Genomic DNA, 12,270 nt, shown 5'->3' with positions numbered 1-12,270 from the left:
ATTCACCCAAACCCGTGAATCCGGGGCTCACACTACAAAACAGGAGAGTAGGCGAATGACGCACAAGACCGCGCTTCGTATGGTTGCTGCATCGGTTGCACTGGCTTTGGCTGGCGTTTCGGGTGCTGCCCTCGCCGCCAAGGTACCCGCTGGCGTTCAACTCAGCCCCAAACAGGAGCTGGTTCGTAACAACGGTTCCGAAACCGAAACCCTGGATCCGGCCATCGCCGAGTCCGTAGGGGCCAACAACCTGACCCGTGACCTCTTCGAAGGTCTGACCGCGACCGATGCCGACGGCAAGGTCGTGCCGGGCGTGGCCGAAACCTGGAAGCAGAAAGATCCGACGACCTGGGTCTTCAACCTGCGCAAGAATGCCAAGTGGTCGGATGGCACCCCGGTGACCGCCGATGATTTCGTCTACGGCTGGCAGCGTTTCCTCGATCCGAAGACTGCTTCGCCGTACGCCAGTACCTACGGCACGTTCGTCCTGAACGGCCTGGAAGTGGCCGAAGGCAAGAAGAAGCCGGCCGAGCTGGGTATCAAGGCCCTCGACAAGTACACCCTGGAAGTGAAGACTCCGTATCCGGTCGCCTTCCTGCCGGACGTTGTCTCCAACCTGAACCTGGGCCCGGTGCCCAAGGCCGCTGTCGAGAAGTACGGCAAGGACTGGACCAAGCCGGGCAAGATGGTGAGCAACGGCGCCTTCGTTCTCAAGGACTGGCAGGTCAACAGCAAGGTGGTCCTGGAAAAGAACCCACAGTATTGGGATGCCAAGAACGTCCAGCTGACCCGCGTCACCTATCTGCCGGTTGAAGACGGCTATGCCGATGTGAAGCTGTTCCAGTCGGGTGAGAACGACTGGGTCTACCAGCTGCCCCCCGGCACCTACGACAAGTACAAGGCCGAGTTCCCGAAAGACATCCGCAATGCGCCGATGCTGGGCCTGCGCTACTACAGCTTCAACAACAAGGATCCGCTGCTGAAGGACGTGCGTGTGCGCAAGGCGCTGTCGATGGTCATCGACCGTGACATCCTGGCCAAGAAGATCACCGCCGACGGTCAGGTTCCTGCCTATGGCGTGATCGTGCGCGGCACCAGTGGCGCCGATGTGACCACCTACGACTGGGCCAGCTGGCCGATGGCCAAACGTGTCGAGGAAGCCAGGAAGCTGCTCGCCGCTGCTGGCGTGAAGCCGGGCACCAAGATCAAGTTCACCTACAACACCAGCGAATACCACAAGAAGATGGCGATCTTCGCCGCTTCCGAGTGGAAGACCAAGCTCGGCCTGGATACTCAGCTCGAGAACATGGAATTCAAGGTGCTGCTGAAGAAGCGTCATGACGGTGACTTCCAGATCGCCCGTAACGGCTGGGTGGCTGACTACAACGACGCAACCACCTTCCTCACGCTGGTACAGTGCAAGTCCGACCAGAACGACAACTTCAACTGCAACCCGAAGGCAGAGGAGTTGATCAAGCAGGGTAATGCCTCGCAGGATGCGGCCAAGCGCAAGCAGCTGCTGACCCAGGCAGCCAAGCTGGTGATGGAAGACTATCCGATGCTGCCGCTGCTGCAGTACACCGTGCCGCGTCTGGTGAAGTCGTACGTTGGGGGCTACTCGCTGAAGAACCCGATGGACCGCTATCGCAGCAAGGACCTGTACATCATCAAGCACTAAGCCTGCACACCAGGTTCCGGCAGCTGCCCGCTGCCGGATTCGCACTGAGCCCGGGGTTCTCACGAACTTCCGGGCTCTGCCCTGAAGCGCTACCGAAGTCTTGACGGACCGGACGTGTCCCGCCCGGTCCTTCTCTTTCACGGCCTGCCCACAAGGCTAGCCCGGTTAAGGAGACGAGACTGTCACGGATGGAGTTCTCTCACCCATGTGGTCCTATACTTTCCGACGCGTCCTGATGACGATTCCGACGCTGCTGCTCGTCATCACCGTGTGCTATCTGATGCTGCACGCCACGCCGGGCGGTCCGTTCGACGGCGAACGCAAGGTGTCCGCTGCCGTGATGGCCAACCTGCAGGCGAAGTATCACCTCGACCTGCCCCTGTGGCAGCAATACCTGTATTACCTCAAGAGCCTGCTGCAGGGCGACTTGGGCGCATCCTTCCGCTATGCGGACTGGAGCGTGAACGATCTGGTGGCCAAGGCCCTGCCCGTCTCGCTCACCATTGGTGGCGGTTCGCTGCTGATCTCGGTGCTGATCGGCGTGCTGCTGGGTACCGTGGCCGCACTGCGTCAGAACAGCATCGTGGATTACTTCGTGATGCTGCTGGGCAACGTTGGCAGCGCCTTCCCGTCCTTCGTGATCGGCCCGGTGCTGATCTTGGTGTTCGCCATCTGGCTGGGCTGGATGCCGGCTGGCGGCTGGGACGGCTTTGACGTGCGCTACATGATCCTGCCGATGGCCCTGCTCACCTTCATCAATGTGTCCACCATCGGACGCGTGATGCGTGGCAGCCTGATCGAGGTGCTCAACAGCAACTTCATCCGCACTGCCCGTGCCAAGGGGCTGCCGCTGCGCACCATCGTGGTGCGCCATGCGCTCAAGCCGGCGCTGCTGCCGGTGGTGTCGGTGATCGGGCCGCTGGCCATTTCTTCGATCACCTCCGCAGTGGTGACCGAGTCGGTGTTCTCGCTGCCCGGTCTTGGCAAGCTGATCGTCAACGGCGCCTCCAACCGCGACTACACGCTGGTGCTGGGCCTGGTGGTGCTGGTGACGGTCGTGGCCGTCCTTCTCAACCTTCTGGTCGATCTGGCTTATGCCCTGCTCGATCCCAAGATCCGTTACTGACCGGGGGCCGACCGATGCTTTTCCGTTCCAAACAGAGCGCCCTTGCCGGCACGCTGGATAACGCGCTCAACAATGCGCCGGTGGAAGGCCGCAGCCCCTGGGTGGATGCGCGTCGCCGCTTCTTCCGCAACAAGGCGGCGGTTGCCAGCATGATCATCCTTACCCTGATCACGCTGGCCTGTATCTTCGGGCCGATGGTCCTGCCGCACTCGTATGAGGATACCGACTGGGAGGCGATGAGCATGCCGCCCACCACGCTCAACATGCACTTCTTCGGTACCGACGAGCTGGGCCGTGACCTGCTGGTGCGCTGCCTGATCGGCGGCCGCATCTCGCTGATGGTGGGGCTGCTCGCCACGATCGCCTCGGTCACGATCGGCATTGTCTGGGGGGCCACGGCCGGCTTCATCGGCGGCAAGGTGGATGCCTTCATGATGCGCCTGGTGGACATGATGTATGCCGTGCCCTACCTGCTGATCGCCATCCTGATGGTGACGCTGCTGGGCCGCGAGTTCTACTTGGTGGTGCTGACGATCACCGTGTTCTCGTGGATGGACATGGCGCGGGTCGTACGAGGTCAGACACTGTCGATCAAGTCCAAGGAGTATGTGGAAGCAGCCCGTGCCATCGGCGTGTCCACCCCAAAACTGATCTTCCGGCATGTGGTGCCCAACCTGCTGGGCATCGTGGTGATCTACACCACGGTCACCGTGCCCGGCGTGATTCTGACCGAGTCGGTGCTGTCCTTCCTCGGACTGGGGGTTCAGGAGCCGATGACGAGCTGGGGCGTGCTGATCGAGGACGGTACCGGCGTGATGGAAACCACGCCGTGGATCCTGCTGTTCCCCGCCGGCCTGCTGTCGGTCACCCTTTACTGCGCCAACTACATCGGTGACGGCATGCGCGACGCGCTCGATCCGAAGGACCGATGAGAGAGAGACCATGAGCCTTTTGAAAGTGAACGACCTGGGCGTGCAATTTCAGACGCACGACGGTTTCGTCTACGCCGTGAACGGTGTGAACTTCGAGCTGGACCGTGGCCAGACGCTGGGTATCGTCGGGGAGTCGGGTTCGGGTAAAAGTCAGAGCGTGCTGGCGATGATGGGGTTGCTGGCCAAGAACGGCCGTACCACCGGCGAGGCGCTCTACAAGGGCAAGAACCTCCTGACCATGTCGCCGCGCGAGATGAACCGGATCCGCGGTGACCGCGTGTCGATGATTTTCCAGGACCCGATGACCTCGCTCAATCCGTACCTGACGGTCGAGCGCCAGATGACGGAAGTGCTGGAACTGCACAAGAACATGACACGCAAGGCCGCCAAGAAGCGTGCCATTGAACTTCTGGAGGCGGTACGTATCCCGGAAGCGGCGCGGCGCATCGACATGTATCCGCACGAGTTCTCCGGTGGCATGCGCCAGCGCGTGATGATTGCCATGGCGCTTCTGTGCGAGCCGGAGGTACTGATCGCCGACGAGCCGACCACCGCGCTGGACGTGACGGTACAGGCCCAGATCCTCAGCCTGCTGAAGGACCTGCAGCGTGACTTCGGCACTGCCATCATCATGATCACCCACGACCTGGGCGTGGTTGCTGGCTTGTGCGAAAACGTGATGGTGATGTATGGCGGGCGCGTGATGGAGTACGGTTCGGCCAACGACATCTTCTATCACCCCAGCCATCCCTACACCATTGGCCTTCTGGGCGCCCTGCCGCGTCTGGATCATGAAGGTGGCGAGCTGATGAGCATCCCGGGCAACCCGCCCAACATGGCCAACCTGCCCAAGGGCTGTCCGTTCTCCGAGCGGTGCAGCTTTGCATCGGAGCAGTGTGTCAACGAATTGCCGCCGCTGGTGCCGTCCACGGCAGGCAGTACCGTTCTGCGGGCCTGCCACCGGCCGGCCGAGCAGCTGGCCCAGCTGAGCGAGGAGGTGGTGCATGGCTGAGATCAAGAAGCGCGAACCGTTGCTGTCGGTCCGCAACATGAAGGTGCATTTCCAGGTTTCGGCCGGTGACAAGGCTTGGCCGTGGGCGCCCAAGAAAACGCTGAAGGCGGTGGATGGCGTCAGCTTCGACCTCTACCCGGGCGAAACGCTGGGGGTGGTGGGCGAGTCCGGCTGTGGCAAGTCCACCCTGTCGCGGGCCATCCTTAACCTGATCCCGGCCACCGATGGTGAAATCGTATGGATGGGCAAGGACCTGCGCCAGGGCACGGAGAAGGACTGGCACGCCGTGCGGCGCGACATTCAGATGATTTTCCAGGACCCGCTGGCATCGCTGAACCCGCGCATGACCATCGCCCAGATCATCGGCGAACCGCTACGCGTGCATCGACCGGAGCTGTCCGAAGCCGATGTGATGAAGCGCGTGCGCAGCATGATGGCCAAGGTGGGCCTGCGCGAGCAGATGATCAACCGCTATCCGCACGAGTTTTCCGGTGGCCAGTGCCAGCGCATCGGCATCGCCCGCGCCTTGATCCTGGAGCCGAAGCTGATCATCTGCGACGAGCCGGTATCGGCGCTGGATGTGTCGATCCAGGCGCAGATCATCAACCTGCTTAAGGAGCTGCAGCGTGAGATGGGCCTGGCGCTGATCTTCATTGCCCACGACCTGGCAGTGGTGAAGCACATCTCCGACCGTGTGCTGGTGATGTATCTGGGCCGAGAGATGGAGTTGGCCGAAAAGCAGGCGCTGTACGAGATGCCTACGCATCCGTACACCCGCGCGTTGCTGTCCGCCATTCCGATTCCCGACCCGGCGCTGGAGCGCCAGAAGGAAATCCAGATCCTGCAGGGCGATCTGCCTAGTCCGATCAACCCGCCTTCCGGCTGCGTGTTCCGCACCCGGTGCCCGCTGGCGATCGAGGCCTGCGGCGGGGAGGTGCCCAAACTGCGGCCTATCACGGACCGGACACGCGCCGCGTGCATCCGCGCCTGAGTTTGTCACCCGTAACGCCCTGCCACCCCGCAGGGCATTTTTTCCGTACGGAGGCCCTGTGAGAAAGATGCTCCGCCTGCTGCGAGCCGTACTGCTGGCCCTGCTCCCGGTGCACACAGCGCTGGCCGCCCCGCTGACCGTGGCGGTGGGGTTGGCCAAACCCCCTTACGTGGAAGCGGAGGCCAAGGGCGGGCTGGAAGTGGAACTGGTGGAGACCGCCCTGCGCCGGGCGGGCATGGAGCCACGGCTGCTGCCGATGCCGCCTGCCCGTGCGCTGGCCGACTTGGCCGTGGGGCGCATTGATGCGATGACCTCGCTGGGGCCTCAGGCAGACAGTGCGCTGTTCTACTCGCAGCCGGTGGTGCAGTACGTCAACAAGGCGATCACGCTCGCCCGGCAGGACATCACACTGCGTGGTCTGCCGGACTTGGCACGCTACCGTGTGGCCGCGTTCCAGAATGCCAGCCGACTTCTGGGCAGAGAGTTCGAGGGGCTGGCGCGCCAGCTGCCGCAGTATACCGAGTACGCCGATCAGGCCACCCAGCTGCGACTGCTCTACCGTGGGCGCGTGGACGTTGTGCTCTTGGATATCAACATCTTCCGGGCGCTGCGGGCACAGGAAAAGCTGCCGGATGAGGTCGCCCAGCCGCTGAGGGTGTTCGACCTCTTTCCGCCGCTGCCGCGCCATGTAGGGTTCTACCGCGTGACCGACCGGGACGCTTTCGACCGGGCCTTCAGTGGCATGGTGCGCGATGGCACCGTGCGCCAGATACTGCAGCGTTACCGGCAGCAGGGCCGTTACGATTTCTGAGAACGGACGGGCTTGGCCAGTGTGCGCAGCGCTTCGGCGACCGCGATCAGGCCGAAGCTGGCAGTTACCGGCATGCTGGCGCCGAACCCGGCGCAGGACAGCCCCTGCGGTCCGTGATCGTCCAGGTCGCACGCGGCCCGCTCCGGATAGACGAGCTGTTCGGTGGAGTAGACGCACGGCACCCGCATCTTTCGTCCGGGCGTGCGTTCGAAACCGTGGTGGCGGCGCAGGTTGTAGCGCAGCTTGGAGAGCAGGGGGTCGTAGGTGACCTCGGACAGGTCGGCCACGCGGATGCGTGTCGGATCCATCTGGCCGCCGGCACCGCCGCTGACGATGAAGGGCTGGCGGGTAGCCACGAAGCGGGCTGCCATGCGGGTCTTGATCTTCAGACTGTCGATGGCGTCGATGACGAAGTCGAAAGGTTGGCCGAAGAGCTGGTCGAGGTTGTCCTCAGTGACGAAATCCTCCACCTCGGTGACCCGGCACAGCGGATGGATGGCACGCACCCGTTCGGCCAGCGCGGTGACCTTGGCCATGCCGTAGCAGGGGTCCAGCGCCGGCAGTTGCCGGTTAGTGTTGGATTCCGCCACATTGTCCAGGTCGATCAGCGTCAGCGCGCCGATGCCGCTGCGGGCCAGAGCCTCCACCGCCCACGATCCCACGCCGCCCACTCCCACCACACAGACATGCGCGGTCATGAAACGGTCGAGCGCAGGCTGGCCGTAGAGGCGGGCAATGCCGCCGAAACGGCGGGCAAGATCGGCTGTGTGCATGAAGAATCCGTCCTTTCCAGAAGCGCGAAGCATACTGCAAGCAGCCCGGCCCAACCAGCCGTCCGCAGGCGGCTGTCACGCTGGCAACTTCCCGGGGGTCGGCTATGGTGGGAGAAGGCCCCATGAACCCAACGGTTCCGCTGGGGCCGGCTTTATCGTTAACGGGAGCGACCGATGAAACAGCCGAGATTTGATCTGGACCTCGACAAGCACTGCAATGCCACCGTGGTCATCGCCTGCGGCAATTGCGGCAGCGAGACCCGCCAGCACCTGCGCAGCCTGCAGCCCGACCACACCCTCCGTTGCCGGTGCGGCGCCGACATCTCCCTTGGGGCCGGCGCGCTGCAGCGCGCGCAGCAGCAGGTGGCGCACCTGAGGGTGGCCTACCGGCAGTAACGCCGACACTGCTGTTGCCCCGGTCCGCTTGGATGCTGGCACAATCGGTCTGAGCGACCGAATCGCAGTCCGACCTGTTCGCGGCGGCCCTCGTGGCCGCCGCCGGCGTTCCAGGTCTATCCTTTATGCGGAGCCTTCCATGCATACCATCGATGTACGCAGCGACACCGTCACCCAGCCCACACCCGCCATGCGCGAAGCCATGTTCACCGCTACCGTGGGCGACGACGTCTACGGCGACGACCCCACCGTGGTCGAACTGGAACGGCAGGCGGCCGTGCGGCTGGACAAGGAGGCGGCGTTGTTCGTGCCTTCCGGTACCTTCGGCAACCAGCTGGCCCTCTACACGCACTGCAACCGCGGCGACGAAGTCATCCTGGGCGACGATTGTCACATCGTCTGGCACGAGGCCGGCGCGGCGGCAGTGATCGCCGGGGTGCAGCTGCGCACCGTGGAAAGCCGCAAGGGCGTGCTGGACGCCGCAGCCATCGAGCAGCGCATCCGTGTGGGCGAGGACATCCACTGGCCTCGCACCGGGCTCATCTGCCTGGAAAACGCCCACTCCAATGGTCGGGTGATTCCGCTGGAGGCGATGCAGGCGGTGTGCCAGGTGGATCGGCGCCACAAGGTACCGGTGCATCTGGATGGAGCACGCGTGTTCAACGCCGCCACTGCACTGGGCTGCGACGTGCGCGAGATCACCCGTTACGCCGATACCGTGATGTTCTGCCTCTCCAAAGGGCTGGCAGCGCCGGTCGGCTCCATCCTGGCCGGCCCGGCGGATTTCATCGCCCGGGCACGGCGGCACCGCAAGCTGTTGGGCGGCGGGCTGCGTCAGGCCGGTGTGCTGGCGGCCCCCGGTCTGGTAGCCCTCAATGAAATGACGCGTCGCTTGGCCGAAGACCATGGCAACGCGCGCTACCTGGCCGAACAGCTGGCCCAGCTGCCAGGCATCGAGGTGCAGCTGGACGACGTGCAAATCAACATGGTGTGGTTCCGCTTCAGCGGGCATGTCTACACCACCGCGCTGATGGCCAGCCTTGCCGACGCCGGCATCCTGGCCAACCCGCCCGAGAATGGCATGATGCGCTTCGTCACCCACTGGCAGGTCGGCCGCGCCGAGGTGGACCGCGTGGTCGCGGCCGTGGCGGCCTACCTGGCGGGGGCGCAGTAGCGTGTCGCCGGCCACCGCCGCATTGCTCTTCGGTGTGGGGGGTGTGGCCGGTGTGCTCAATGCCGTGGCCGGAGGCGGAACGCTGTTGACGTTTCCGGCACTGGTGGCCGCCGGCTTGCCGCCTACGGTTGCCAACGCCACCAGTGCGGTGTCGCAATGGCCCGGCTATGTGGCGGCGAGCTGGGCCGGCCGCCAGACATTGCGGCAGCAGCCGCAGCGTGCCGGACTGATGTGGGCCAGCGCCTTGGGCGGACTGGCCGGCGGGCTACTGGTCACAGTGGTGTCGAATGCGGTGTTCGCCGGCTTGGTGCCCTGGCTCATCCTGCTGGCTACCGTACTGTTCTGGGCTGGGCCCCAACTGCCACGGCTGACCGGGACCAAACAGACCGCGCGACCTTGGCCGGCACCCTGCGTGTGGACGGCGCAGTTTGTCGCGGCGGTGTACGGCGGCTTTTTCGGTGGCGGTATGGGAATCATGATGCTGGCCCTGTTCGCGCTGGCGCTGCCTGGCCCGCTGGCCAGCCTCAACGCACTGAAGAACCTGATGTCGGTGCTGATCGCCGGCGTGGCGGTGATTGCCTTCGTCGTAGCCGGACTTGTCCACTGGCCCAGCGGCCTCGTCATGCTTGCCGGAGCGGTCAGCGGCGGCGTCTACGGTGCCCGGTTAGCGCAGCGCCTGCCTCTGCGGCTGTTGCGGGCGGTGGTGGTCGCTCTGGGCCTGGTGCTGAGTGCGGTCTTCTTCTGGCGCACCCTGCACTAAGACGCGGGTTGGCCGAAGCATGCGCGGGCGTGCTAACCTCGCCGCCGTTTCCCCTTTCGGCCAACCTTGCCATGCACCCCGAACACAACGACCCCCATCTCTGGCTGGAAGCGCTGGACAGCCCCGAAGCGCTGGACTGGGTGGCTGCCCGCAACGCCGCTACCCGCGCTACGCTGGATGCCGACCCGCGCTTTGCGCCGCTGGCCGAGGCCATCCTCGCCAACCTGCGCGACACCCGCCAGATCCCCTATTTTTCCGAACATGACGGTTGGCTGTACAACTTCCACCAGGACGAGACCCATCCGCGTGGCATCTACCGGCGCATGCCACTGGACGCCTACCGTACAGCCAGCCAAGCCTGGCAGACGGTGCTGGATGTCGATGCCCTCGCTGCGGCCGAGGGCGAGGATTGGTATCTGGATGGCGTGTCGCATTACACCCTGGCGCCCTCGCGGGCGCTCGTCAGTTTCACCCCGGGTGGAACGGATGCCAGCGTCACCCGCGAGTACGACCTTGAGACCGGCCGCTTCGTCGAAGGCGGCTTTGCCTTCCCGCTGGGCAAGAGCCAGGTAGCGTGGCGGGACGCGGACAGCGTGTTTGTCTGTCCGGGCTGGGAGGGGGCGGCCCTCACCCGGGCGGGCTACCCGCGTGAAGTGTGGCTGCTTGAGCGCGGGCAGGCGTGGGCCGGGGCCCGTCGTCTGTTCGCCGCCGACCGCAAGGCGATGATGGTGGCGGCTTGGCGCTTCCTCGACACCGGCGGCGAGCCGCTGGACATGCTGGAAGTCTCCGACAGCTTCTATGCCAAGCGCAGCATGCTGGTCACTGCCGAAGGCAGCCTGCTGCCGCTGGCCCTGCCACCCAAGGCTGACATCGAGGCCTGGAGTCACGGCACCCTGATCGTGAAGCTGGCCGAAGACTGGATACAGCAAGACCAGCACTGGCCGGCAGGGAGCCTCCTTGCGGTGCCGCTCGACCAGCAGACCGGCGTGCTGGGGAAGGCACATAGCCTGGTGGCGCCCGGCAGCCGACGTTCGGTGGAGGCGGTGGAAGCCTCGCTGACGCGTCTGGCGGTTACCGTGCTGGAAAACGTCAAGACGCGGTTGCAGGTATTCCGCTTTGACGATGGGCGCTGGCAGCCGGTGCCGGTCGAGGCCCCGGTCGACGGCGTGCTGGAGTTCGTGGATCAGCCGTGGCAGAGCGACGTGCTCTACTACAGTTACAGCGACTTTCTCACTCCAGCCGGGCTGTACCGCCTGGATCTTGCCCAAGGGGGCGCTGCAGAGTGCCTGCGGCGGCAGCCTGCCGCCTTTGACCCCACGCCCTTCGTGGCCGAGCAGTACAGCGCCAGCGCGCCCGACGGCACGGCGATTCCCTACTTCGTCGTACGCCCGCGCACGCTGGCCTTCGACGGACAGGCCCCGACCCTGCTGTACGGCTACGGTGGCTTCGAAGTGTCGATGCTGCCTTATTACCTCGACAACTTCGGCCCTCAGTGGCTGGAGAAGGGCGGCGTGTTCGTGGTGGCCAACATCCGTGGTGGCGGCGAATTCGGTCCGGCCTGGCATCAGGCGGCCCAGGGTGCGGCCCGACCGGTGAGCTTCGACGACTTCATCGCCGTGGCCGAGGACTTGATCGCGCGTGGCATCACTTCGCCACGCCGTCTGGGCATTGAGGGCGGCAGCAACGGCGGGCTGCTCGTGGGCGCGGCCATGGTGCGTCGCCCCGATCTGTTCAACGCTGTGGTGTGTGAGGTGCCGCTCCTGGACATGCTGCGCTATACCGAGCTTCTGGCCGGTGCCAGCTGGATCGACGAGTACGGTGACCCCTCCGACCCGGCCGATCGTGCCGCCCTGGCCGCCTACTCGCCCTACCACGGGCTTTCGGCCAACATGCGCTATCCGCGGGCACTCTTCACGACCAGCCGGCGCGACGACCGTGTCCATCCGGCGCATGCACGAAAGATGGTCGCCCGGCTGGAGGCGCTGGGACAGGCGGCCCTGCTCTACGAAAGCGAGGCCGGCGGCCATACCGGCAACGCTGGCCAAGCCGAGCTGGCCGAAGAGCTGGCACGGGTGCTGGTGTACCTCTACCGGCAGTTGATGGACTGAGCGGCTAGCGCCCGGGCGGGGGCGCTTGAAAGGCAGCGGGCGGTGTGCAAGAGTGTGGGGATGCCCGGCGGCCCCAGGCGGGCCCGACGGGCGCATACAGAGGAGAAACCAGAATGAAAACCGCCCAGGACATCGTGCTTTTCGGCCGCAGCGTTGCCCAGACCAGCGACACCTTCTGCGCCCCGGCCGAGCGACGCATTTCCGGTGGCTGCCAGCAGTCGATGAACAACTTTTACAGCGACGAAACCGGGCAGTTCCATGCCGGACTCTGGTCGGGCGGGGTGGGCGCGTGGCGGGTGAAGTACACCGAGCACGAGTTCTGCACCCTGCTCGAAGGACGGGTGCGCCTGACGGACACCGCGGGCCGCAGCGTGGAGCTGGCTGCCGGCGACCACTTCGTGATCCCGGCCGGCTTCGAGGGCATCTGGGAGGTGCTGGAGCCGGCCCGTAAAACCTACGCGGTGTTCGAAGTCGACCGTTGAACCCTAGGGTGCCCCAAGCGGGCACCC

General features: G+C 64.9%; 12 protein-coding genes. 11 read left to right on the top strand and 1 reads right to left on the bottom strand.

Annotation, left to right across the window (positions count from 1 at the left end; genetic code table 11):
• The first annotated feature begins 55 nt into the window (after positions 1-55).
• From EV669_RS03365 to EV669_RS03340, 6 genes are all read left to right on the top strand, one after another.
• Positions 56-1,678, top strand: coding sequence for a peptide ABC transporter substrate-binding protein (locus EV669_RS03365; RefSeq protein WP_054285198.1), 1,623 nt, complete (start codon positions 56-58; stop codon positions 1,676-1,678).
• A gap of 205 nt (positions 1,679-1,883) precedes the next feature.
• Positions 1,884-2,804 carry an oligopeptide ABC transporter permease OppB gene (oppB, locus tag EV669_RS03360; RefSeq protein WP_055433955.1) on the top strand — a complete coding sequence of 307 codons (921 nt, stop codon included), beginning with the start codon at positions 1,884-1,886 and terminating at the stop codon, positions 2,802-2,804.
• A 14-nt stretch (positions 2,805-2,818) separates the two neighbouring features.
• A complete protein-coding gene (locus EV669_RS03355; protein WP_054285196.1) occupies positions 2,819-3,736 on the top strand; it encodes an ABC transporter permease subunit in 918 nt (305 codons plus the stop codon).
• A 10-nt stretch (positions 3,737-3,746) separates the two neighbouring features.
• Positions 3,747-4,748 carry an oligopeptide/dipeptide ABC transporter ATP-binding protein gene (locus EV669_RS03350; protein ID WP_132097882.1) on the top strand — a complete coding sequence of 334 codons (1,002 nt, stop codon included), beginning with the start codon at positions 3,747-3,749 and terminating at the stop codon, positions 4,746-4,748.
• The gene (gene oppF, locus EV669_RS03345; protein ID WP_054285194.1) at positions 4,741-5,739 is read left to right on the top strand and encodes a murein tripeptide/oligopeptide ABC transporter ATP binding protein OppF; all 999 of its coding nucleotides are present in this window, start codon (positions 4,741-4,743) and stop codon (positions 5,737-5,739) included. Before EV669_RS03350 ends, oppF begins: the two co-directional genes overlap by 8 nt.
• 67 nt (positions 5,740-5,806) lie before the next feature.
• Entirely contained in the window at positions 5,807-6,550 is a 744-nt protein-coding gene (locus EV669_RS03340) for a substrate-binding periplasmic protein (protein WP_054285193.1), read from the top strand.
• Here the strand turns inward: EV669_RS03340 and EV669_RS03335 are convergent.
• Entirely contained in the window at positions 6,538-7,323 is a 786-nt protein-coding gene (locus EV669_RS03335) for a tRNA threonylcarbamoyladenosine dehydratase (RefSeq protein ID WP_054285192.1), read from the bottom strand. The two genes, EV669_RS03340 and EV669_RS03335, sit on opposite strands and share 13 nt — an antisense overlap.
• Before the next feature lie 174 nt (positions 7,324-7,497).
• Between EV669_RS03335 and EV669_RS03330 the strand changes: the two genes are divergently transcribed.
• From EV669_RS03330 to EV669_RS03310, 5 genes are all read left to right on the top strand, one after another.
• Positions 7,498-7,719, top strand: a complete 222-nt coding sequence (locus EV669_RS03330; protein WP_132097881.1) for a hypothetical protein — start codon at positions 7,498-7,500, stop codon at positions 7,717-7,719.
• Positions 7,720-7,858: 139 nt separating this feature from the next.
• On the top strand, positions 7,859-8,893 hold the full coding sequence (gene ltaE, locus EV669_RS03325) for a low-specificity L-threonine aldolase (protein WP_132097880.1): 1,035 nt from the start codon (positions 7,859-7,861) through the stop codon (positions 8,891-8,893).
• A 1-nt stretch (position 8,894) separates the two neighbouring features.
• Positions 8,895-9,653 carry a sulfite exporter TauE/SafE family protein gene (locus EV669_RS03320; protein ID WP_132097879.1) on the top strand — a complete coding sequence of 253 codons (759 nt, stop codon included), beginning with the start codon at positions 8,895-8,897 and terminating at the stop codon, positions 9,651-9,653.
• 29 nt (positions 9,654-9,682) lie between these two features.
• Positions 9,683-11,761: a prolyl oligopeptidase family serine peptidase gene (locus EV669_RS03315; RefSeq protein ID WP_318271293.1), complete on the top strand. Its 2,079-nt coding sequence runs from the start codon at positions 9,683-9,685 to the stop codon at positions 11,759-11,761.
• A gap of 113 nt (positions 11,762-11,874) precedes the next feature.
• Positions 11,875-12,243 carry a cupin domain-containing protein gene (locus EV669_RS03310; RefSeq protein ID WP_054285187.1) on the top strand — a complete coding sequence of 123 codons (369 nt, stop codon included), beginning with the start codon at positions 11,875-11,877 and terminating at the stop codon, positions 12,241-12,243.
• Positions 12,244-12,270: the final 27 nt, after the last annotated feature.

Origin of the sequence: Gulbenkiania mobilis (assembly GCA_004346645.1) — a bacterium.
GTDB classification, from domain to species: Bacteria; Pseudomonadota; Gammaproteobacteria; order Burkholderiales; family Chromobacteriaceae; genus Gulbenkiania; species Gulbenkiania mobilis.
Note: the sequence above shows the minus strand (reverse complement) of the source record. Positions and strands in the feature narration are given on the sequence as shown.